The organism is Halorhabdus sp. CUG00001, from assembly GCF_009797925.1.
Lineage (GTDB): Archaea > Halobacteriota > Halobacteria > Halobacteriales > Haloarculaceae > Halorhabdus.
Map to the genome: position 1 here is coordinate 324823 of NZ_VOLB01000001.1, position 22260 is coordinate 347082.

The 22260-nt window shown below is 65.0% G+C and carries 24 protein-coding genes; 9 read left to right on the forward strand and 15 right to left on the reverse strand.

The annotated features are described in order from the left end of the window. Positions 1–20: 20 nt before the first annotated feature. Both FR699_RS01695 and FR699_RS01700 read right to left on the reverse strand, forming a co-directional pair. Positions 21–1775: a DNA mismatch repair protein gene (locus tag FR699_RS01695; RefSeq protein ID WP_158853583.1), complete on the reverse strand. Its 1755-nt coding sequence runs from the start codon at positions 1773–1775 to the stop codon at positions 21–23. 82 nt (positions 1776–1857) lie between these two features. Continuing rightward, the gene (locus tag FR699_RS01700) at positions 1858–2988 is read right to left on the reverse strand and encodes a Gfo/Idh/MocA family protein (protein WP_158853585.1); all 1131 of its coding nucleotides are present in this window, start codon (positions 2986–2988) and stop codon (positions 1858–1860) included. 221 nt (positions 2989–3209) lie between these two features. Here FR699_RS01700 and FR699_RS01705 point away from each other — a divergent pair, with 221 nt between their 5' ends. Then, entirely contained in the window at positions 3210–3824 is a 615-nt protein-coding gene (locus FR699_RS01705; protein ID WP_154552076.1) for a hypothetical protein, read from the forward strand. 42 nt (positions 3825–3866) lie between these two features. Here FR699_RS01705 and FR699_RS01710 read toward each other — a convergent pair whose 3' ends face one another. Both FR699_RS01710 and FR699_RS01715 read right to left on the reverse strand, forming a co-directional pair. Next, positions 3867–6686 (reverse strand): DEAD/DEAH box helicase, encoded by a 2820-nt coding sequence (locus FR699_RS01710; RefSeq protein ID WP_158853587.1) that lies wholly within the window; start codon positions 6684–6686, stop codon positions 3867–3869. A 163-nt stretch (positions 6687–6849) separates the two neighbouring features. Further along, on the reverse strand, positions 6850–8070 hold the full coding sequence (locus FR699_RS01715) for an FAD-dependent oxidoreductase (protein ID WP_158853589.1): 1221 nt from the start codon (positions 8068–8070) through the stop codon (positions 6850–6852). A 250-nt stretch (positions 8071–8320) separates the two neighbouring features. On the opposite strand from FR699_RS01715, the gene FR699_RS01720 reads away from it, so the two are divergent. Beyond that, on the forward strand, positions 8321–9091 hold the full coding sequence (locus FR699_RS01720; protein ID WP_154552073.1) for a creatininase family protein: 771 nt from the start codon (positions 8321–8323) through the stop codon (positions 9089–9091). Between the two features lie 15 nt (positions 9092–9106). On the opposite strand, the gene FR699_RS01725 is transcribed toward FR699_RS01720, so the two are convergent. Further along, entirely contained in the window at positions 9107–9523 is a 417-nt protein-coding gene (locus tag FR699_RS01725) for a universal stress protein (RefSeq protein ID WP_154552072.1), read from the reverse strand. 178 nt (positions 9524–9701) lie between these two features. Here FR699_RS01725 and FR699_RS01730 point away from each other — a divergent pair, with 178 nt between their 5' ends. Continuing rightward, on the forward strand, positions 9702–9839 hold the full coding sequence (locus FR699_RS01730) for a hypothetical protein (RefSeq protein ID WP_158853591.1): 138 nt from the start codon (positions 9702–9704) through the stop codon (positions 9837–9839). 193 nt (positions 9840–10032) lie between these two features. Next, positions 10033–10581, forward strand: coding sequence for a hypothetical protein (locus tag FR699_RS01735; RefSeq protein WP_158853593.1), 549 nt, complete (start codon positions 10033–10035; stop codon positions 10579–10581). Positions 10582–10616: 35 nt separating this feature from the next. On the opposite strand, the gene FR699_RS01740 is transcribed toward FR699_RS01735, so the two are convergent. Genes FR699_RS01740 through FR699_RS01750 form a run of 3 tightly spaced genes read right to left on the reverse strand, consistent with a single transcriptional unit; the run spans position 10617 to position 14301 of the window. Beyond that, the gene (locus FR699_RS01740; RefSeq protein WP_154552070.1) at positions 10617–11372 is read right to left on the reverse strand and encodes a metallophosphoesterase; all 756 of its coding nucleotides are present in this window, start codon (positions 11370–11372) and stop codon (positions 10617–10619) included. Further along, positions 11372–13030, reverse strand: a complete 1659-nt coding sequence (locus FR699_RS01745) for a hypothetical protein (RefSeq protein WP_158853595.1) — start codon at positions 13028–13030, stop codon at positions 11372–11374. The genes FR699_RS01740 and FR699_RS01745 overlap by 1 nt, the downstream gene beginning before the upstream one ends. Beyond that, entirely contained in the window at positions 13027–14301 is a 1275-nt protein-coding gene (locus tag FR699_RS01750; RefSeq protein ID WP_158853597.1) for a Single-stranded DNA binding protein, read from the reverse strand. The genes FR699_RS01745 and FR699_RS01750 overlap by 4 nt, the downstream gene beginning before the upstream one ends. A 108-nt stretch (positions 14302–14409) precedes the next feature. Between FR699_RS01750 and FR699_RS01755 the strand changes: the two genes are divergently transcribed. Next, a complete protein-coding gene (locus FR699_RS01755) occupies positions 14410–15072 on the forward strand; it encodes a 2,5-diamino-6-(ribosylamino)-4(3H)-pyrimidinone 5'-phosphate reductase (protein ID WP_158853599.1) in 663 nt (220 codons plus the stop codon). Between the two features lie 71 nt (positions 15073–15143). Then, on the forward strand, positions 15144–16649 hold the full coding sequence (locus FR699_RS01760; protein ID WP_158853601.1) for an Hvo_1808 family surface protein: 1506 nt from the start codon (positions 15144–15146) through the stop codon (positions 16647–16649). On the opposite strand, the gene FR699_RS01765 is transcribed toward FR699_RS01760, so the two are convergent. After that, entirely contained in the window at positions 16643–16948 is a 306-nt protein-coding gene (locus FR699_RS01765; RefSeq protein ID WP_158853603.1) for a hypothetical protein, read from the reverse strand. The two genes, FR699_RS01760 and FR699_RS01765, sit on opposite strands and share 7 nt — an antisense overlap. Before the next feature lie 134 nt (positions 16949–17082). Here FR699_RS01765 and FR699_RS01770 point away from each other — a divergent pair, with 134 nt between their 5' ends. Together FR699_RS01770 and FR699_RS01775 are read left to right on the forward strand one after the other, a co-directional pair. Then, positions 17083–17409, forward strand: coding sequence for a ferredoxin family protein (locus tag FR699_RS01770; RefSeq protein ID WP_158853605.1), 327 nt, complete (start codon positions 17083–17085; stop codon positions 17407–17409). Positions 17410–17662: 253 nt separating this feature from the next. Further along, positions 17663–18094, forward strand: coding sequence for a hypothetical protein (locus FR699_RS01775; protein WP_158853607.1), 432 nt, complete (start codon positions 17663–17665; stop codon positions 18092–18094). A 26-nt stretch (positions 18095–18120) separates the two neighbouring features. Here the strand turns inward: FR699_RS01775 and FR699_RS01780 are convergent, their stop codons facing one another. The 3 genes from FR699_RS01780 to FR699_RS01790 form a co-directional block, all read right to left on the reverse strand. Further along, a complete protein-coding gene (locus FR699_RS01780) occupies positions 18121–18618 on the reverse strand; it encodes a GNAT family N-acetyltransferase (protein WP_158853609.1) in 498 nt (165 codons plus the stop codon). Beyond that, positions 18615–18983, reverse strand: coding sequence for a universal stress protein (locus tag FR699_RS01785; RefSeq protein ID WP_154552062.1), 369 nt, complete (start codon positions 18981–18983; stop codon positions 18615–18617). Before FR699_RS01785 ends, FR699_RS01780 begins: the two co-directional genes overlap by 4 nt. Positions 18984–19093: 110 nt before the next feature. Further along, positions 19094–19447, reverse strand: a complete 354-nt coding sequence (locus FR699_RS01790) for a helix-turn-helix domain-containing protein (protein ID WP_154552061.1) — start codon at positions 19445–19447, stop codon at positions 19094–19096. Between the two features lie 151 nt (positions 19448–19598). Here FR699_RS01790 and FR699_RS01795 point away from each other — a divergent pair, with 151 nt between their 5' ends. Beyond that, a complete protein-coding gene (locus FR699_RS01795; protein ID WP_154552060.1) occupies positions 19599–20015 on the forward strand; it encodes a DoxX family protein in 417 nt (138 codons plus the stop codon). A gap of 18 nt (positions 20016–20033) precedes the next feature. Here the strand turns inward: FR699_RS01795 and FR699_RS01800 are convergent, their stop codons facing one another. The 3 genes from FR699_RS01800 to FR699_RS01810 all read right to left on the reverse strand — a co-directional run bounded on the left by FR699_RS01800 (position 20034) and on the right by FR699_RS01810 (position 22249). Further along, a complete protein-coding gene (locus FR699_RS01800) occupies positions 20034–20969 on the reverse strand; it encodes a ring-cleaving dioxygenase (RefSeq protein WP_158853611.1) in 936 nt (311 codons plus the stop codon). A gap of 137 nt (positions 20970–21106) precedes the next feature. Then, positions 21107–21262 carry a rubrerythrin-like domain-containing protein gene (locus tag FR699_RS01805; RefSeq protein WP_158853613.1) on the reverse strand — a complete coding sequence of 52 codons (156 nt, stop codon included), beginning with the start codon at positions 21260–21262 and terminating at the stop codon, positions 21107–21109. Positions 21263–21478: 216 nt separating this feature from the next. Then, the gene (locus tag FR699_RS01810; protein WP_158853615.1) at positions 21479–22249 is read right to left on the reverse strand and encodes a fumarylacetoacetate hydrolase family protein; all 771 of its coding nucleotides are present in this window, start codon (positions 22247–22249) and stop codon (positions 21479–21481) included. Positions 22250–22260 lie beyond the last annotated feature (11 nt).

A 22260-nucleotide genomic window follows, 5' to 3' on the forward strand; every position in this document is an offset into this window, starting at 1 on the left:
ACCCCCAACACGTGGGGTCTTTAGGCGGACCACTCGGCGTCCGACAGCGTGCGCTGGACCGCTTGCTCGCCGACCGCCTCGGCGAGGGTCCGGAACCCGGAGCGTTCAGTCCGGTCCTCGGCGTCGGCGACGAGCCGCGAGACGATGAACTCCGGCGTCGAGCGGCCAACGGTCTCGAAGCGGGGCTGATAGTCGACTTCCAGTTCGAGGTCGGTCGTCAGTCCCTCGGCGAAGATCCCGTCGGTCCGGGCCGTCTGTGGTAACGGCTCCAGATCGTCGGCCAGGTGGGTGACGAACACGCCAAGGGCTGCCCGATCGACGGTCAACGTCACCAGACCGTGCAGGAGGTCGGCGGCGCTACCCGGTTCGGTGATCGCCTCGAACTCGTCGACGAGCATCAACGTCCGGCCTTCGTCGGTCAGTGGCGGGACGACCGACCGAAGCGTCGATTCGAGCACGCCCGCGTTGAAACTCGCGTGCCGGCGGTGGAAGACGATCACATCGACGATCCCCACTTCTGCGGTCTCGGCAGGGACGGGCAGGCCCATCTGGGCGAGCAACTGGACTTGACAGAGTGTCTCAAGCAGCGTCGTCTTCCCACCGCTGTTTGCTCCCGTCAGGACGGCAACGCGGTCCCCGTCCGGCGGCACCCGTGCCCGATCGACCGAGAGGGTGTGATCGCCGACGGCGTAGGTGATCGGCTGGACGTCCGCCTCAGCTCCCAGTAGCGACAGGTTGTCGGCGTTCTCGACGGCGATGACGTCCCGATCCTCGACGTAGGTCGGGGCCGTGAGGTCGAACGCGATCGCGAAGCGAGCCAGCGAGACGGCGAGTGCGATCTCGTCGACGGCCGCGACGGCCCGGTCGATCTCCTCGCGAGCAGCCGAAAGGGTCGTCTCCAGCTGGTCGCTGACTTCCTGTTCTCGCTCGGTCACGGCGTCCCGGCGGTCGGTGGCGAGGGTTCGCAACGCTTCGGCGACGAAATCGGTCGCGTTGGCGGCCTCGCGGGGCGTCGCGTCCCGGACCGCCTCGACGTCGACACCGGCTTCCTCGACGACGTGGCGGACGAACGTCTCGCGGAAGGCATCACCGCCCCCGACGCCGGCCTCGCGGACGGCCTCGATGACGCTTTCGGGGTTTGCGGCCATGTCCTCGACCGCCCCACGCTGGCTCCGGAGGTCGTCGAGGCGCTCGTCGGCGCCCTCGGCGACCCCGCCCGCCGACAGTGCGTCTAGGGCCTGGGCCCCGACCTCGAGGCGCTCTGTGTCGAGATCAGCGAGCGTCTCGAAGGGGCCGGTGGTCATTCCGGCCGCCTTCAGTGCCAGCGCGGCCCGGACGCCGGCCAGATCGCCGCCCTCGACGCTGTCGTAGGCTTCGAAAGCCTCGGTGACGCGTTCTCGATCGCTCTCAGAGAGCCCCGTCCAGGCGTCTCTGGCCTCGATGACGGTTTCGAGGTGGGCTTCCATCTCGGTCCGGCTGGCTTTCGGTGTCAGTAGTCGGATGCTATCGGCTGCGTGTTGGGTGACGGCGAACTCGGCGGCCAGATCCAGGACCGACTTGTAGACGTCCCGAGCGTCCCGGGTCGCCAGTACGTCCATCGCGGCCCCGTCAGTCCGCCGGAGGATCCGCGTCGCCCGCCCGCGGCTCAGTCCGGCTTCGGTCAGCGTTCGGAGGTCACCGCTCTCGATCGCTGCGATGGCGGCCTCGACGCCGAGGTTCTCGGCCAGCAACTCGCGGGTCTTTGGCCCGACGCCCCAGTAGTCCTCCAGGTCCATACGGCCACCCTCAGGGGCTGGCGACAAGTCGTTTCCCCTCTCTGGAACGGCCCGACCACGGTGATGGACACGCCCACCCTGATCAAACCGTCACCCACGATTCCGACGCGTCGCTCTTTTCGATGGCCGCCAGCACACGCTGGACCGCCAGGCCGTCCGAAAAGTCCGGGGCGTAGCCATCTCCCGACGCGACGGCGCTGAGGAACTCGTCGTTTTCGTGGACGAACGTGTGTTCCCAGCCCAGGACGTGACCGGCCGGCCACCAGCGGTCGCCGTACGGGTCGTCCTCTTCGGTCACCAGAACCGTCTCGAAGCCGCGGCCGTCCGGCCGTCTGACGTCCAGCTCGTTGAGCCGTTCGAGGTCGAACCGAAGGGACCCCTTCGAGCCGTTGACTTCGATCACGTTGCTGTTGTCGTGGCCCGTCGCCATCCGCGAGGCCTCGAAGGTCCCCATCGCGCCGCCCGCGAAAGTCGCCTGGGCGCTGAAAGCATCGTCGACGGTGACCGGGCGTGTCTCGGTCCCGCCCTCGTCACCGCTGATTCCGCCCGCTCCCTCTGGGACCGGCCGCTCGTCGACGAACGTTCGCAGATGGCCCGAGACGCGTTCGATGCGATCGCCGAGCAAGAACTGCGCGAGGTCGATCGAGTGGGCACCGAGGTCCCCGAGCGCGCCCGAGCCGGCGACCGACTCGTCGTTGCGCCAGCTCCAGGCCGCCTCGGGATCGGCCAGCCCGTCCTGTAGGTACCGAGTGCGAACGTGATAGATCTCGCCCAGTTCGCCCCGGTCGATCAACTCGCGAGCGAGCTGGATCGCCGGGACGAACCGGTAGTTGAACGCGATCCCCGTCGTCGCGTTGCTCGCTCGGGCGGCCGCCGCCATCTCCTCGGCCGCGTCGAGGGTGTGAGCGAGTGGTTTCTCACAGAAGACGTCGACGTCCTCTTCGAGGGCAGCGATCGAGGGCGCGGCGTGGAGGTTGTTCGGACCGAGGTTGTACAGCACGTCGATCTCGTCGATCGCCGCCGCCCAGTCGGTGACGTATCGGTCGAAGCCCAGCTGATCGACCGCCTCGGACAGTCCATCCTCGTCGCGGCCGATCAGGACGCTCCGTTCGACCGCGGGCGCTTCCGGGAAGAACAGCGGCAGCCGAGCGAGTGCATTCGCGTGTGCCCGGCCCATGAACCGGTAGCCGAGGAACCCGACGCGGACGGTCATGCCCGATCTGCCTCCTGGGGGACGCTGGCCCACCCGGGCGCTACCGTGTCGATCCGCAAGTTGGCAACCGACGAGCGTACATCTCCGAGCACGGGAGTGAGAACTCTCGTATCCATAGCTTGAGCCACGAGCGTTGGGTACAAATAACACACTGGCGGCTGTGATAGCGCGACGCGACGTTGCGGCCAAACGTCAAATACCCGGCCGACCAACTCCGGCCAATGAGCGACTCGGCAGCGAATCGTTGTCCGTCCTGTGGGGCTGGCCTGGATGGGAGCCGCATCTGTCCGGGTTGTGGCCTCGAAATCCGCACGGACGAGGGCGACCTCTCCTCGGCAGCGACCGATGCGATCGTCGATAGCGCGCTGTCTACCGCCGAGGAGAGTCACACAGCCCGCGGCCGGACGTTGCCGTATCCACTCCGACTCGCGACTGCTCTGGCGATCTCGGTCCCCTTCGCGCCGCTGTCGGGATTCATGTTGGCGAGTGTGCTCCCGGCGACCCCTCTCGGGCTGGTACTGGTCGGCATGAGTGCGTGGATGGCTCCCGCCGGGCTGCTGGCCAGAACGCACGTGCCCTCGTTGATCGTCGGCCGTGGTCTCACCGTTCTGGGCGGCCTGGTCGGGGTTACGCCGCTTTTGCTTGCCCTCGGGCGTAGCGTTCTCGGTGACGCTGCCGTAGCGAACCCGCCAATCAGTAGCTCCCGGGCGGTCGTCGGGTCGTTTCTGGCCTTTGGCCTGTTGATTCTCGTGTTCGGACTGGTCGTCTCACGGGTCGCCGTTCGCAAACGCGCCGCGTGGCACGAGGACGAGACCGGGACGCTTCGGAGTGACTGACCTGCGCGTTGCCCCGTCTCGTCGGTGCCGACTCGACGACACTCACTCCCAGAACGACCGCGTTCGGGCGTACTCGCGCTCGCGTTCGAGAATATCCCGGTAGAATTCGGCCTCGTTTTCCCGGAGTTTGTTGATGATGCGGGCGGCGTTGGTCGGCCCGACGCCGCGTCCGGCCAGGGCGATCACCGCCTGTTTGCCGTGGCTCTGGACCAGATCGGCCGCCTGATAGCCGCGTTTGGTCCGCTTTTCCTGTTCGTCGTCCTTGTCCGTTGCCCGCACCGCCGCGATGGTCTCCTCGTCCCAGGGATTGAGTGCGGCGATCCGTGTCGAGTCACACTCCGGACAGTGCGGTTGGTCGCGGACGCGTTTGACGGGTTTGGTCCGCCGATAGGACTCACAGTGGACACAAAAGAGGATCACGCGATCGTCCTGGATGCGGTCTTTCAGGGTCTCGATGACGCTGGCGTCGGCGTTCTCGGGGGCGAGCAGTTCGGTGCCACCCGAGCGACCGCCCAGCCCGATCGCCGTTCGGCCGCCGACGGTCTCGACGTCGATATCGCCTTTCTGGATCGCGGCGAGGACGTCACCCGTCCGCTCGATCGCGAGTTTCTCGTGGATCAACTCCCGGAGGGCCTCGTCGTACATCGGTGTGTCTTCGAGGGCATCGAGCAGGCGGTCGCGACCGAACCGCTGGCTGCCCCGTCCGCGCCAGCGTTTGAGCGAGCCGAACTTCGCCGCGACCTGTGCGAGCCGGAATTTCAGGGCGTCGGCGTTCTTCAGGCTGAGTTCGATCAACCCCTCGACGTGTTCGGGCGCAGTCGATTCCAGAATGTCGACCGCATCGCCGGCGGTGACGTTCCGGGGCACTTCCAGGCTGATCCGAGAGGGATCGACGTCGAGGCCGACGGACGATCCCGTCCGCTGGCCCAGGAGTGCCGACAGTAGCCGCCCCAGCGTCTCGTTGACCTTGTGGCCGAATGGTGCGTTGACCACGACGTCTCGGCCCTCGAACTCGACGACGATTCGGTTTGGTCCCGGCACCGGCCCTTCGTGATCGTCGACTTGCTTGAGGGCGGCTTCGAGGGTCTCGCTGTCGGCGTCGTATCGCCCGGCGAGGTGGCGCGCTACCGACGCCCGATCGCCGCCGGCCCGGAGTTGCTCGGCCGCGACCGTCCGGATTTCGGCGACTTCCTGGGCGACATCGTAGGGGACGGGGATCTCCTGGCCGGTCCATGCGGGGACCTCGCCGGTGGGATCCTCGATGGGCGTGACGTTGACGACGTCTTCCTCCTCGTCGATCTCGGTGATGCGCCACATCTCGCCGCGCTGGACGAACACTTCTCCCGGCGCGGCGAAGTTGACGACGAACCGTTCGTCAAGCGTCCCGACTTGCTTGCCGCTGGCTCCGTCTTCGACGTCGTAGGTCGCCTCGTCGGGGATCATCGAGAGGTTGTGATAGAAGTACTGCCAGGTGCCCCGTCGTTTCGAGAGTTCGTCGTCGTCCGCTTCGAGCCAGACGACCCGATTCTCCGCGAGTTCGCGGACGATCTCCCGGAACACTGGTTCGGAAATGTCGGCGAAGGGGTAGGCCCGCGTGACGATCTCGTAGGCGCGTCTGGCGTCGACCTCCCCGAGATCCATGACGATCCCGGCGATCTGGTTGGCCACCGCATCGCGGCTCCCGTGGTGGATCTGGGCGGGTTCGACCTCGCCGGCCTGGGCCTGGCGGGCGATCGCCAGCGCCTCGAAGGTCTCGTCCGGGCCAGTCGTGACGACCGTCCCCTTCGAGGTTCGATCCCGGCGGTGGCCCGCCCGTCCCACCCGCTGGAGCAGGCGGGAGACCTGTCGGGGGCTGTTGTACTGGACGACGTGATCGACCCGGCCCACGTCGATGCCCAGCTCCATCGAGGAGGTACAGAGCAGCCCGTCCAACTCGCCGGCCTTGAACTGGTCTTCGACCTCGACGCGGGCGTCAGTCGCGAGCGAGCCGTGGTGGATACCCAGGTCGGTGCCGTACTCCTTGAGTCGCGATCCCAGCGCCTCGGCAGTCTGTCGCGTGTTGACGAACACCAGCGTCGAGTCGTGGGTTGCGATCAGTTCGTCGATCGTCCGGACGTGACTCGCGACATCGGGGTCGGTGACGAGTTGGCCGGCGATCTCCTCGTCGCCGTCTTTGACGGTCGGCTGGACGACGTCGATTTCGAGGGTACTCCCGGCCGCTACCTCGACGATCTCACAGCCCCGATCGCCGGTGAGAAACCGGCCGACTTCCTCGGGATCGCCGACCGTCGCCGAGAGGCCGATCCGCTGGAACGGGCCAGCCAGTTCCCGGAGGCGTTCGAGGCCGATGGCCAACTGCGCCCCGCGTTTTGCGGCGGCGAGTTCGTGCACCTCGTCGATGACGACGTGGCCGACGGATTCGAGCGCGAGCCGGAGTTTCTCCCCCGTGAGGATTGCCTGCAGCGTCTCGGGGGTCGTCACGAGCACGTCCGGTGGATTCTCGGCTTGCTGTTGGCGGCGGTAGTCGGAGGTGTCGCCGTGACGGATGTCGACTTCTATCTCAAGGGTCTCGCCCCACCACTCTAAGCGATCGCGCATGTCGCGATTCAGTGCGCGCAGCGGTGTCACGTACAGTGCGCCGATCCCTTCGGGTGGATCCGCCGCGAGTGCGTCGAAGACCGGCAACATCGCGGTCTCGGTCTTGCCACTCCCGGTCGGGGCGATCACCAGCGCGTCCTCGCCGGCCGCCAGGGGCGGAATCGCGCGGCGCTGTGGCTCGGTCGGCGTCGTGAATCCCCGTGCAGAGAGCGCCTCCCGGACGGCCTCGCCGAGGTGGGTGAACGCGGCCTCGCCCTCGCTCATCGGCTACGTATAGCGGTTTCAGCCGATTAAACGCATCGGGGGAGGGGTGAAAACAGACACCATGGCCGTTCCGTGGTCGCCCCACAGCACGACGATCGGTCGCGGGGCCGACAGCACCGGCATCGAACGCACTACCTTCCCGGAGTTCTGCGAGCAGCCGCCTTCATTGCGCGATGACATCCTTGTCGGTCGGTCCCTGTCCGTCGTAGCGGTCGACCAGCTCGTCCAGTCGGTCGGCGTCGTCTGCGCCCGGCAGCTTGCGTGTCGCGGTCTCGCAGTCGGCATCGACGCCGAGGCTCTCACAGACGTGATCGGCGGTCGTCTCGGCCATCTGCCGGTAGGTCGTCAGCTTTCCGCCCACGATGCTGGTGACGTTCTCAACCCCGTCATCGGCGTGATCTAGCACGAAGTAGCCCCGCGAGATCCCGCGGCGGTCTCCCTCGGCTTCGTCGGGGGCATACAGTGGCCTGACGCCCCACCACTCGCGCACGGTCGGTGCGTCGGCGACCGGCGGCAACAGCTTCGCACACTCCTCGATCGACGTCTCGACTTCCCAGGCGGCTTTCTCGTAGTCGTCGGGGTCCGAGACCGGGACACTCGTCGTCCCGAGCACCGCCTCATCAGCGTGGGGGACGACGATGTCGCCGTCGGCGGGGTCCCGACAGCGGTTCAACACTGGGTCCAGTTCGTCGTAGGCCACAGACACCATCACGCCCCGAGACGGAGCCATGGTGACTTCGACGCCCGCGAGTGCAGCCACCTGTCCGGCCCACGCACCAGCCGCGTTGACGACGTGTTCCGGTTCGATCGTCCGCTCGACCGTGCCGCCGAGTGTCGCTTCGGTTATCCGGCCGTCGACGACACTCACCGCTTCCAGCGGCGCGTGCGGGTAGATCGTCCCACCGTGTTCTTCGGCATCAGCGGCGTTGGCTGCCCCGAGCCGCGAGGGATAGATCGCGCCGTCGGGGACCCACATTGCCCGCTCGACGTCCGGTGTGAGATCGGGCACGCGTTCCCGGGCCTCATCGGCATCGAGCAACGCCGTCTCGATCCCGATAGCCTCACAGGCCGCGCGTTTCTCCTCGAAGTACTCCGGATCGTCTTCCTCGAGTTGGACGAACAGCCCACCGGTGTCCCGGATGCACTCACCGGCGATCGAACGGAGCACGGTGTTCTCCTCGATACACTCCTCGGCACCGACCCGATCGGACTCGGCGTACCGTGCGCCGCTGTGGAGGAGTCCGTGTGAGCGTCCCGAAGTCCCACTGGAGAGGCCGTCCCGGTCGACGAGCGTCACGTCGACACCTCGAAGCGAGAGGTCCCGCGCGATGCCTGTGCCGGTCGCTCCACCCCCGACGACGAGTACCGTGGTCGATTCTATCATCATTTTCTGTTGGTTTGTGTGCTTATATGACTAGCGCCGCTCAAGAGACCCCGTCTTTGGTTTGGGCGCTCTGGGACTTACAGCTGCCAGACTGTCTCTCTGGCCCCGCTGCAATCGCCTTACGTACTCGTCGGCCGACCGTGGCTGCGGATACAGTCGCTTGGCCTCACTACGCCGCCTATCTGAACGACCCGCCGGTCACTCGACAGCGTGGGACACGTTCATGGGTACGCATCCCCGAGACTGGAGCATGTACCTGCCAGACGAGGCCTGGCCGGACCTCGAATCGTACTTCGAGTCGGAATCGCTGGCGCTGGTGCCGCTGGGCTCGACCGAGCAGCACGGTCCACATCTCCCTGAAGGAACGGATCATCTCATCGCCGAAGCGTTCGCCCGCGAGGCCGCCGATCGGACCGGCTTTCTCTGCACGCCGACGATCAAGATCGGCGTCTCCGATCATCACCTGCAGTTCCCCGGGACGGTCTCGGCCGACCCGTCGGCGTTCCGGGAGTACGTCGAGACCATTACCCGGAGTCTGACTCAGCACGGCATCGACCGCGTGATCTACGTCAACGCCCACGGCGGGAACGTCACGCACCTTCGCGAAGTGGGTCGTCGGCTTCGCAACGACGAGATCGCCTACGCCATCGAGTGGATGTGGGACGAGAGTATTCCGGAACGGATCGACGAGGCCTTCGAACACAACGGCCCCCACGGTGGCCCGAAAGAAACGGCACTCATCCAGCATCTCCACCCCGAACTCGTCCACGAGGATCGGCTGGAAGACGCACGCGACGGTGGGCTCGTCGAGGTCGGCGAGAGAATCGGTCGCGTCCACGGCTCACGAACGTTCTACGACTCGATCGACAACAGTGCAAACGGTGTCTTTGGCGACCAGACGGATGCCACCGCCGAGATCGGTGCAGAACTGTTCGATGCTGCCAGCGGTGAACTCGTCGCGCTGGCCGAGTGGCTTGCCGAGCAGGACTTCCCCGACCTCATGCCGAAAACACACCCCTGAGCCACGACGGCCCGATCAGCGCACGACGGTGACCGAGACCGGCGAGCGACGGACGATCTTTTCGGCGACACTGCCAAGCAGGATCCGCGAGACGCCGTCCCGGCCGTGACTGCCCATGACGATCCGATCGATATCGTGGTCCTCGGCGTAGCGGACGATCTCCCTGGCGGGTTTCCCGGCGGTCGTCTCGACAACGTAGTCGCCGTCCGTCGCTTCGAGGACCGACAGTACCTCGTCGGCAACGTCTGCCGCGAGTTCTTCCGGGTCGTCTTCGAGGCTGTCCCGGATGAGATTGAACCCGGCTTCGAAGGTATCGTCGGCGACTTCGATCACGCGAAGGAGAACGATCCGCTCGTCACCGTACTCGCTGACTGCTTCTTCGAGGGCGTCTCTGGCCGGCTCTGAACTATCGTACGGCACCAGTACTGCCATACGATAACTCGAAGGCGAGGGACTATAAATCTCGATTCGACGGGCGCTACCCGCTCTCGACAGTTCAGGCTCATCTTTGTCGCCCTTCCGGTACCCCGGCTTGCTCGAACGACGCTCTTTAGGGCCTCAGCCCGCAGCTCGTCTGGCTGCTGGGCGTCTTCGCCAGGGGCTTGGCTTCGTGGCCTCCGTCCTGAGCCGGATCCTCGGCCTGGAACGAGCCATTCCGTTCACGGGGTTCGTCGTCGCGCTCGTCTCCTCGACTGCGACGACCGGCTTGGCACCCTCCTCACGACTGGCCTGGATCTCGTCGTCGTGAGTGGCATCTTCGTGTTGGTCGTTTGATCGTCGCTGATCGACCCGCACTCACGATGCCCGATCGACCTGATTCCGATGCCGATTCAGATATCGATCGTCTGGTCAGTTCCCCGCCATGTTTGGGGTATCCCGGAACCTGTCGCTGTCCGAAATACATCAATGGATATTTACCTAGGTGGGCTGAGCATTCAGCTATGACCGAACGTGTCGATTCACAAATGGATGGGGAGAGCGTTTCGAGACGCGCCGTCCTCGGCGGGGTCGCTGTGGGTGGGAGTGCCCTTCTCGCTGGTTGTAGCGGTGTCAGTGGGATGTTTTCCGACAGCGATGGTGGGGACCAATCTGACCGTCCCGAGGCACAGCTTTTCCCAGTTGCGACCGACGCAGCAGACGACGCTTGCCAACCGGCCTCGGGCGAGTCCAAGTCGGCGACGGGGCCGGGCGCAGCCGAGTGGTTCGCATACGGTGGCTGTGGTAGCTACAAGACCTACTCGGTCGTCCCCGAGGAAACGTACTGGATACTGTCCCGGACTGACAGCGCTCTGTTGACCGATGGGTCCTACGAAATTCACGAGCAAGTCGGGACTTCCTGGGAATCACAACAAACCGTTTCCGGGCCACAGGGTGAGCAAAAAGAGCGCATGAGCAAGTACGTTCCGGCAACCGAGCAGTTCCGCATCGTCAACGTCGGCGCTGGATTCTACGTCGAAGTGTACGGCCCGAACCCGTCTTCGACGGTGTGATCGGCCCTCGAGGCCCGGATTGCATCGCACTCGGCTTACACGCTCTGGTAGGGGCCCAGCCGCGTTCCATCGAGGAGATACGCGTCACCGTCGGCGAGCCCCGCAGGCAGGAACGGCGAGAGAAACGACTGCCCGGCGACGTTACTCCAGGTGCCTCCCGAGAGATCGTTGAACGCTGGGCAGACGACGAGTTCGCCGTCGATCGTCGGACAGTCCTCGCCGTAGTGGGACTCGAAGGGGACTGAATCGAGCGTGCCCCGCAGCCACACGCGCTCTTTGCGCGTCCCGCCGACGTCGTCTTCCAGTCTCACGACCGGATGCTCGTGGCCGATACAGACCGTTTTAGCCCTGAGGACGTCCGGTGCCGGCCAGGTGTGTCCGTGCACGAAGCCGACCTCGCCCAGCCGAGTGCCGTCCCCGCCGGTGATCGTCACACCGTCCCGATCGGCCAGCACCGATTCGATCTCGCCGTCGTGATTGCCCTTCGTGAGCGTCAGTGGAACCCGATCGGTAATTGTCTCGACGATCCCCGTTATCTCCGCACGCTCCGGGCGGTCGGGGCTGCCGATAGTGTGACCGAGGTCTCCCAGAAGTACGACCCGATCCGGCACTGTCCGGTCCAGTAACGCCTCGATCGTCTCGCGGCGGGTATCGGCCTGTGACGGCACTTCGACGCCGTCCCGGCGGAGACCAGCCTCGATCCCGGCGTGGACGTCCGCGAGCAACAGGGCTCGTCCTTCGGGCACGTCGGCGACTGCGGCGGGCGCGTCGGGAACCGGCTCGACAACCATCAGATTGGCTTCAGCGTGCCCTCGCCGGGTTCGTAACACTGCCCGTTCATCAGTGCGTCCTGAATGGCATCTTCGACGGCCGACTCGGGGACGCCTTCACTGTCGACAACGTGATCGATCACGGCCTCCCGGTTGGCCCCATCGCCGTCGTCCAGTTCAGTCATCGCGTCCATGACAGCATCTTCGAGGTCGAGTTCTGCTGTGTCATCGTCGTCCTCGTCGGCGTCAGGCATTCCTTGCCCGGCTGAGTCTCCCCTAGCGGTATCGGTAGGTGCGCCTGACGTGGCGGCTTCGCTTGGCTCTGCTGTCGTCGTTGCCGTCGCTGCATGCTCGTCGGTCTCGGCGCCCTCCTGTTCGGCTAGGTCCTCTGGATCCGGCGTCTCGATGTCGGCCTCGCCGGGCTCCTCGACGTCTGTCCCCGCGGTAAACTCCGTGCCGAACTCGGTTTTGATCTCTTCGCGCTCCTCGTCGTCGAGTTCGAACTCGCCGTCGAAGTCGCCCAGTCCCGCCGATTCGTCGTCTGTCGCGACCGTCGAGCCCTCGTCCGTCGTGGTCTCTCCCGACTCGTCACCGGCCTCGGTCGCGGCCGTCTCCCCCTCAGCCGCGGTCGTCTCGGTCTCCCCGAGTGTCGTCGACTGCTCGGGGGTAGTTGTCTCCGCCGAATCGTCCGGCTTGGCGACCGTCTCGTTCGGTTCTGTGGCCGAGTCGACCATCTCGTCCGGTGTCGTAGTCGCCTCGGTGGTCTCGCTTGTCTCTGTGGTCACTTCGCTCGTCTTTGCAGCCGGCTCGCTCGTGGGTTCGTCGGCCGCCTCGGTCGTTGCTTCGCTCGCCTCGGGTGTCGCCTTGGCGTCCGTTGTCTCGGTTGTCTCCGTCGTGTCACCGACAGCTGTATCACTCGCTTTTGGATCTTCGAGGGCTGCCGTCTCGGCCAGCGCCGCGAGGTCGGCCTCGCCACCCTCGTCGGGCGCGATCGCCAGCTCTTTGACTTCCTCGCGCTCGCCCGCGACGAGTTCGGCGGCCGACAGCGCCAGCTCCCGTACGGCCCCGAGGTAGCCCGGCGTCGTCCCGTAATGGTCGATCGCGAGGGGGATGCCTGCGGCCAGTCCGCCCGGAACGCCTCGTTCGCCCAGGGTCGCGGCGAGTGTGTCTCCCTCGGCGTCCAGTTGCATCGCTGTCGCCATCGTTCCGACACGCTCTAGGGTTTGGCGGGCGGTCTGGACCGTCCAGCGATCACGCGTCCCCTCGTCGACCTCGTTGAGGCTCTCGGGTCGGATCGAGGTGTAGACGACCTCACTGTCGTCTGGCTGGAACGTCCGGGCCTTTCCGGTGACGGCGACGTAGGCCGGCGGCTCGGCGTGTTCCAGAAACGCCTGGGCATCGGGCTGGTACTGGCCAGCGTAGACGACGAACGTCCCCGTCGGGTCGGCGATCCGCGCCCGGAGCACGTCCTCGCCGGCGGGCTGAACCTCCGTCAACACACCGACGGCGAACAGCCGATTGACACGCCCACCGGTCGGCGTGATCACGTAGTTCGGGGCGCGTTCCTCGTCGCTCTCGGAGTAACCGAAGTCGGCGTCGTCGAACTCCCCGGCGAAAACGCGGTAAGCGACTTCCCGTCGTCCTGGACTCCCGTCGTCGCCGTCCTCGTCGGCGCTCATCGGCCCACCTCCGCGAGCAGCTCGCGGGCACGATTGGCGGCATCGTCAGCGCTCGATTCGAAGGTGCTCGCGTTCAGCGTTGCCCCGTAGTCGTCGACACTCAACGAACCGCGAACACGGAATTCCTGGCCGACGATCGCCTCACGGATCGCGTCTGTGACGACCTCTTTGTCCATGGCGTCTCGAGCGTGTTCGCGAGCATCGTCCAAGTCACCGCCGTAGATCTCGGCGGTTAGCTCCTCGTCCAGAACCGCCGTGACAGTCCCCGTGCCGTCGTCGATGATGGCTTTCGTCCGCAGGTCGTCCTCGCCCTCGACGGCACCGTGACTCCGGCACTGTCCGTTCTGGACGACGCGGCCACACTCCGGACAGCGCTCGATCAGCCCCGAGCCGTCACGGACCGCAATGGCAGTGCCGACGACTGCGACGTCGAACTGGCCGCCGCTATCGACGGCTTTCCGTATCGACAACTGCGGGGCGTCGTCGGTCACCTCGACCGGCCGGTCGAGGGGCGTGACCGTCGAGAACTCCGAGACGTTCACCGATGGCGCACCGCGGAACTCCCGGACGAAGGCGTCCTCGATCCGGACTGCAGCGCCGGTTTCGATCGAATCGTGGGGGTCCCAGTCGGTGAAGGGGAGCCGTCCCGACTCGTCGCCGAACACACCGCTGAGGATCTCCGTCTCCCCGTCGCGGCCGTCGATGTGCTTCTGTTCGACTTCAAGCACCTGGATATCGACGTTGACGCCACGATCGCCGGGGGCGAGGTCGGCGAGTGCGCGATCGCCACCGACCTGAGAGGGCACGTCGATCGATTCGTCGCTGAGGGCGATCGTCGTCCGCTCGCCGAGATTGAGTTCCGGCTTCCCCTCCCACTCGCGGATGCCCGCGTTCTCGATCGTCACCACGTCGCCGGGTTCGATTCCGAAGTCTTCCCAGGCTGTATAGGATATCTTGCCCGTCTCGTCGGCGAATTCACCTTCGTGGATGACGTGATCCGAACCCTGATACCGGATCGAGCGTGTGCCGGCCGTCAGCACCACACCAGTCACGCTCACGCTGTCGTCGTCGGTGGTGATTTCGACGATATCTTTTTGCGGGATTGACTCCGCTCCGTCGTTTCCCCCGTCGCCGTACTTGCGTCGCACACTCTGGACCGCTTCGTCCAGGGGAACGCTGTAGGAGACGAGGTTCTCCAGGTCGTCTTTGACCTCCTCTTTGGTGACACCGAGGTCGGAGGCGAGTTCCTCGGCTTTGTCTTCGACGTCCATGCCCATCGATTCGACCGGCGCGAATAAAAAGACAGTCCTCGGTCCGCTTGTTCGTCACCGCTTGGGGGAGCCGAAAGTCGTTTTCGGGGGGCGAGAGAAACACGGACGATGCACGTCGTCGTCAACGCGGCAACGAGTGTAGACGGCAAGCTCTCGACCCGCGAGCGCGAACAGGTCGCCATCAGCGGCCCGGCGGACTTCGATCGCGTCGATCAGGTCCGGGCCGACAGCGACGCCGTCATGGTCGGGGTCGGGACTGTCCTCGCCGACGATCCATCGCTGACAGTCGACGACGAGGAACAGATCCCCTCACGCCGTGGGCGTGGCGACACGCCCCACCCGGCCCGCGTCGTGGCCGACTCCCGCGGTCGAACGCCGCCTGACGCAGCGATTCTCGACGACGACGCCGAGACCGTCGTGCTCGTCAGCGAGGCCGCATCCGCGGACGCAATCGACCGTCTCGAAGCGACGGGCGCGACGGTGATCGTCGCCGGCGAGGGGCGGGTAGACCTCGAGGCGGCCCTGGCCGAGTTGGAAGCCCACGGGATCGAACGACTCATGGTCGAAGGCGGGGGTGAACTCATCTTTTCGCTGTTCGAGGCCAGTCTCGTCGACGAACTGTCCGTGTTCGTCGGCCCACAGATCATCGGCGGCCGGGGCGCACCCACGCTGGCTGATGGGGACGGGTTCCTCACGGACTTTCCCGACCTCGAACTCCAGGCAGTCGATCGGCTCGACGACGGCGTCCTGTTGGAGTGGGCTGTCGTGTGAACGCGGTCGACGGGTTTCCGGACCGGTCGCAGGCAGAACGGCTTTAGGTGCTTGCCGACAGCCACTCGATAATGACGCGCCTGGTCTCCGCTTCGGTCGCGCTTGGCGTGATTGCTGTCGTCCTCGTCGGTGCTGGCACGATCGTCGCCGGCCCCGCCGTGGCCCAGGACGGCCCGAACAACGACACCGCACCGGCCGATCCCGAGAGCGACGTGATCGGCTGGGAGCACGGCTACTGGTACAACGAGACGATCGACATCGACCAGACAGACGGGCTCACACCGGCCGAACGCGAGCACGTCCTCGCCCGCACGATGGCCCGCGTCGAACACCTCCGTGGCCTGGAGTTCACCGCGAACACGTCTATGGAATTCGTCTCGCGGGATGGTGTCGAACGGTACGTCGATCGCAACGTGACCCAGCTTCGAGGTGACAATCCAACCTGGGAAGCGCTGTTCGTCGTCGGCGAAGACACAGACGCCAGACGAGCCGTCCGCGGGACGATTCTGGCCAGCGTCGGCGGGATGGCGGCCGAGGAGGGCGTCGATCACGTCGTGCTCGTAACCTCCGATCCCGACCGCCCGAAGGTCTCGGAGTACGTCCTCGCTCACGAACTCGTCCACGTCCTCCAAGACCAGCACTTCGATCTCTCGGCCCCGCGCTACCAGCGGACGACGTTGGACGGGGAACTCGCCAAAGACGGACTCGTCGAGGGGGAGGCCTCACTCGTCGATGGTCGCTATCGGCGCCAGTGTGCCAGCGGCGAGTGGGACTGTCTGACCGGTGGTCTGGCACCGCCAGCAGGGGATATCACGCCCGCGATCGCCCGGCTGATGGGCGTGCCTTACCAGGCGGGCGCGACCTACGTCCAGGCCCTACGGGATCGTGGTGGCTGGGACGCCGTTTCGGAGACCCACCAGTCCCCGCCCCGGACGATGAAGTCTGTAATTCACCCCGAGCGCAACGTCGAGTCTACCGCGTCGATCGAGTCCGAGGATCGATCGGGCCCGGCCTGGCAGCCGACGGGGACGGATCAGCGGATCGGTGCGGTCGGCATCCGCCTCCTCTTCGAACAGCAAAACCGGACGCGAGACGTGGCGATGCCGGTCCCGAACGCCTCGTTTTCGGGCGGGTACGCGAGTGTGCCCGCCGACGGCTGGGAAAACGACACACTTCGTGCGTACACGAACGGTAGCCACGCCGGCTACGTCTGGGAGACGACCTGGGACACGGAAAGCGACGCTCGCGAGTTTGGGACTGCCTATCGACGCGTACTCGCAAGTTACGACGCCACGCGCGTCGGTGCCGATCGCTACGTTATCCCGAGTGGCCCGTACGCCGACGCCTTCGCCGTCGTCACCGATGGATCGAACGTAACAGTACTCAACGCCCCGGAGAAGGCAGCGCTACCAGAGATAGACCAGTCCTTCGAGCCGATCGTCTCCGAGGGAGGAACAACGACACCTTCGAAAACGGGGGTGACGACCACGAGCGGTCCCGGCTTCGGGTCGGCGCCAGGAATAGCGTCACTCCTCGTGATCGCGGTGATTACCCGAGTACGGCGCGTCGATCAGTGACTGTGGTCGAGCAGCTCTTCGAAACTCGAACCAAAGCGCTCCTCGAAGCGCTCGTCGGTCGCGGCCTCGATGTCCTCGATGTCCGCGTCGATGTCCGCGCTCGGGTCGCCCTGGCTGTGATGGACGGCCGTGTGCACGCGCTGGGCGAGGCCGAACATCGCGATGTCCGCGACGACGGTCGGGATGTCTTCCTCGCCCTCGGTCAATAGCTCGATCAGCGCGAGTGGGACTTCCATGTCGTCGCTTGCGTCGTCTGTCGATACCGTTACGGTCGTCGTTTCGAGGTCTTTGGCTGCCATGGTCGGCTTTCGCCGAGGGTCCTTATCCCTCTGTTGGACGACTGTCGAGTTATCGCCGTTCCCCGGAAACGAAACCGGGGATCACCGCCCGCTAACGTAGTTTTAAGCCCTCCCACGTCGGAGGCTGACCTACAGTGCCCATCGATCCCGATTTCGAGTCAACGCGTGAGGTTATCGACGACCACGACGGCCACGACGTCTGGGGGCCTGTCGAAAAACCCGAATCGCTGGGGATTCACGGGACCCACGTCGCCGTCGACTTCGACATCTGTCTGGCCGACGGCGCGTGTCTGGAAGACTGCCCCGTCGACGTCTTCGAGTGGGTTGAGACGCCCGGTCACTCCGTCAGCGACCGCAAAGCTGACCCGGCCCGTGAGTCCCAATGTATCGACTGCATGCTCTGTGTCGACGTCTGTCCGGTCGATGCGATCGACGTCGATCCGACTCGCCGCGACGGGTAATCCCGGGTCGCAGTGCCGATTCCGGAAATCCCGGCGGGTATTCATCATGGAATAATATGTAGGATTCGTGTATCCCGATAGATAGCTATGATGCCTGGAAACGTATGGCTGCCGACTGCGATCGCATCCGTCTGGGTGGCCCTGCGCCTGGCCGCGCTGGGACGACCGATCGTCACTGCCAGCAGCGACTCCGTGAAGCCCGCGTCCGGCCGGCGGCCACAGGCAGCAACGTGGTCCGGAGCCCGGTGAGTCGATGTCGTCCGCCTACCGCGTCCGCGTGCAGGCACTCGCCGAACGAGCGCGACGGGCGAGAGGGAGTTTTCTGCCCCCGACGGAGCCACCGGACCGCGACCGCGCTCGTGACTATCTCCGGGACGGCGTCGGACCGGCCGTGGCACTGTACCAGGAAGCTACGATGGGAGCGCACGAATCGCCGCTTTCGGCAGACGTCTCCCGTGCCTTAGAGCGGACGCTCGCCGAGTGGCTGGAGTTGTATGCAGCGTGTTACGGCGTCTACACGAATGTCGATATCTCTGTCGCCGAGGCTGTCGAGGTCCGTGCCGAGACGGAGTCTCTTCGGGAACTCGCCGTTCGATTGACGGGCGTCCCCGACCCAACGGTCGAAGCCATGCAGGACCACTCCGGTGTAGTAGTCGGTGACAATGGACGGTCGGATTGCCAGTGACCCAGTTGCCATGGTGGGTCGTGCCGTTACTCTTGCAGTGTGAGCGTCATTTCGAGGTCGCTCCCGCGTTCCTCAGCCCGCTCGAAGCCGACCGATTCATACAGCGAGACGGCAATCGTATTGCTCGGCCGGACACACAGCCACACCGTTTCGACACCTTGTGCGTACCCGTAGGCCAGAAGCGACCTGATGAGTCGTGAGCCGGTGCCCGACAGCCGGTAGTTCTGGTGAACGAAGATCATCAACTCGTGATCGTCCGCGCCGCCGAGCAACGCCGAGTGCCCCACAGCGCGATCGCCGTGCCAGGCGACGACGTTCAGTCCCTCGGAGACGGTGTCGAGCCACTCTTCGATCCGCGCCTGGCCCACTGGCGGCAGTCCCTGGGCGCGGTGGTGTGGCGCGTAGGATTCGTACATTCCAACGAGGGCCGCCCGGTCGTCGATCCCGCGTTCGATACGGATCGACCGGCCAGCCTCGTCGGCGAACGACCGCGGCGGCGGTGTCCAGGGCGAGCGGTCAGTCATCGAACGAGTTTGACGGTGACGTGGGAGTTAAACAGGACGAATTGGGCGATGCTGTCTAGCTGTATCTTGCCCATCGGCGTCCGGTTGCCGTCCCCCAACACGAGTTGGTCGAACTCGCCGTTCTCGGCGACCTGTACTAATTGTGATCCCGGATCGCCGTCGATGTCCTGCAGTTTTACATCCCGGTCGTACTCTTCGAGAATTGTCGAAATCCGATCCCGTACTTGCTCTCTTGTCAGTGTAGCCGATGGATCGTCGAAAACTGCCACTGCTACTTCGTCGCCGGCCTGCCTGGCACGCTCGAGGGCTCCCTCTAAGGCCCCAAACGAACGTTCTGTGCCGCCAACCCCCACCAAGACCTGCATGATCGATAATCCACATCCATGGCTCAAAATACTTAGCCTCGCGGAAGGATCATCGACTCCACGCCGGTGTGGTGTAGAGAATTCCCCAAAATCACGGCGTGACAGGCCCTTCACCCCTCGATTCCGTCTACCCACTCGTCGGCCCACTCCTCTAGGTCCGTAAAGATCGGACACAGCGCCTGTCCTTTCTCGGTCAGCGAGTAGTAGGTCGCGATCGGCCGATCCTCGACACGGCGATCGACCAGGTTCGCGTCTTCTAGGTCGTCGAGCACCCGCGAGAGGGTCCGGGAACTCGCCCCGGTCGAGCGCTTGAGCTCGTTGAACCGCTGTTCGCTGTCAACGAGGTCGTGCAAGACGATCAGTCGCCACTCCGAGCCGATCTGTTCGACTGCTTCGACGATCGGACAGGCCGCGGCGTTTCGCTCCTCGACGGACTGCTCCTGGCTCGTGGCGGTGGGTGACATCGGTGTTATCTGATCGCATTCTTGTCGCCGAGCGCATAAATAGGTTCGCAAACGAACCAACTAACGGAATGATATCAGTAACTGACGACGCCAATCGCGTATCGACCACCACGAGTGTGAGTAGCCCCGCGGAAGTGGAGGTGCGTGCCTGATGGCGATCGAAGGCACAGCGGGGGTCATCTTGCTGGCCGGTCGCCTGCTGTTCGGCGTCGTGCTGGCGTTTATGGGGCTCAATCACTTCCAGCAGCGCGAGGCGATGACCGGCTACGCCCAGCACAAGGGCCTCCCAGCGCCCGGGTTCTCGGTTGTCGCATCCGGCGTCGTCCTCGTGGCCGCTGGCCTCAGTATCGCGGTGGGACTCTATCCGGCTGTCGGGGCGGCAGCGCTCGCTGCATTCCTGTTCGTTTCGGCGCTGACGATGCACGACTTTTGGGCGGTCCCCGAGGACCAAAAACAGGACGAGTTGACACAGTTCCTGAAGAATGTCGGTATGGCCGGCGGGGCACTCGTCCTCGTTGCTGTGGCGAGCCAATCCTGGGCCTATAGCGTCGGTCTCGGCTTGTTCTAATCGCACTCGGCGGGACGGCTACTCGCTCGTCTCGACTGATAGCGACGGCAGTCCCTGTTCGATCTCCTCGCGGCGATCGTCGAGCCACTCCGGCAAGACGAGTCGTTCACCCAGCGTTTCGAGATCCTCGTCGACCGTATAGCCTGGTCCTTCGGTCGCGTACTCGAAGAGCACACCGCCGGGCGTTCGGGTGTACACCGACTCGAACCACTTGCGGTCGATGATTGCCGTCGGTCGGAGGCCGAGACTTTGAAGCTCCTCACGCCAGTCGGCCTGGTCGTCGCTCGTGACACGGAACGCCACGTGGTGGATCGTGCCCGCTCCCGGCCGACCCTGGGGTAGGTCTGGATCGGCCAGCAGTTCGACGACGTACCCCAGGTCGCCGTCACTCTCGTAACGGACCCGGGTGCCGTCACTGTCCGTTTCCTCGTAGCCCATCGTTTCGAGGACGCGTGCGGTGGCATCGATATCGGACAGTGCAAGGGTCACGCCGTAGAACCCGCAGATTGCGTGTTCGGCGGGGACCGGTCCGTCCGGTGGATCGCCCGCAGGGGCATCCGCGACGGCAACCAGTTCCAGCGGGAGCCCGTCGGGATCGGAAACAGGAATGACCGTCTCGCCAAAGCGCTCGTGGCGCTCGCCGATGTCGACCTCGGCCGCTTCGAGGCGCTCGACCCAGTAGTCGACGGCGGTGGCGGGAATCAGAAACTGCGTCGTGCTGACCTGGCCAGTGCCGACCTGGCCCGCCCGTGCGCCGGGGTAGGGGAAGAACGTCATGCTGGTGCCCGGCGATCCCGAGCGGTCGCCATAGAAGAGGTGATAAACCGAGGCGTCGTCCTGGTTGACGCTTCGTTTGACCAGCCGGAGGCCGAGGGTTTCGGTGTAAAATTGCCGATTCTCGCCAGGGTCGCTTCCGATCGCCGTTACGTGGTGGATACCGGGTATCTCCTGCATACCCCGAATTGGGTCGACGCCGGGAAAGCCGTTCTGGCAGGGGTGATTTCCTCACCCGGCCCGAACGAGGCGCTTGGGGTCAACAACGGCTGTTCGGGCTGTACTGGACGTAATCGGAGAACGGTTGCCGTCCGGAACTATTCGAGGGACTTTGCGCGGTTGTGGAACTCTCCACCACACTCACAGGCGCCGGGATGTGTCTCCGACTCAACGATCGTGCCACATTGGAGACACTCGTACGTGGAGGAACTTGCCGGATCGTTCTTGTGTTCGACATCTTGCCCGTGGGGCATAGCCCCTCGTTCGAGGCCGATTGTTAAGTATTAATCGTAAGGGGAATATAAGGACATACGATTGGTATTATACCACCCTGGCATTCGTATCTCGGCCGTCCAGCGATCGTTTCGACCGCCTGTACGGGAGGGGTTTACGGGGAATACACGCCGAAAAAGTCACAGGGGGACCCTCGATTTACTATCCTCCTATCGTAGGGCATTTCCGCCGTTCGGTCAGGGAATGTGGACGTCGTGTTCCAGCGTCCCGACCCCCTCGATCTCGACTTCGACGGTGTCGCCGTCTTCGAGTGGCCCCACCCCTTCGGGCGTTCCGGTCGCGATCACGTCGCCAGGCTCTAGGGTCATGTACGTCGTGATCTCTTCGATCAGTTCCGGGACGGAAAAGACCAGATTCTCGCGGGTGCTGGATTGTTTCGTCTCGCCGTTGACGCGACACTCGATGGTCGCATCTGCTGGCACTTCGTCGGGTGTCGCCAGCACCGGTCCCATCGGTGCGGCGTTGTCGAAGGCCTTCCCGCGGACCCAGTTGGTCTCGACGCGCTGGTCGTCCCGGTTGGAGATATCGTTGAAACAGGTATAGCCTGCGATCACGTCCTCGGCTTCCCCGGCGTCGACGTTGTGGCAGGTCTCGCCGATGATCACCGCGAGTTCGGCCTCGTAATCGAGTCGCTCTTTATCGGGTAGTAGCGAGACCGTCGAGCCGTGACTGGCGACCGTGTTCGGGGGCTTCAAAAAGAGGAGCGGTCGGTCCGGGACTTCGGCGTTCTGTTCGTCGGCGTGGTCAGCGAAGTTGCGCCCGATCGCGATGATTTTCGTCGGCTCGGCTGGCGGGAGTACGTCGACGGCCTCGGCCGGGTACGTCTTGCCGGGGGCGTCATCGTCCGGCTCACCCAGTGCCGTCGTCACGGACGCCTGGCCCTCGTCGTCGAGCCAGCGACCGCCGCGAATCGTTCCCGTCGGGTCCCGAAAGCGGACGCGTTTCATGCCAGCCCGTA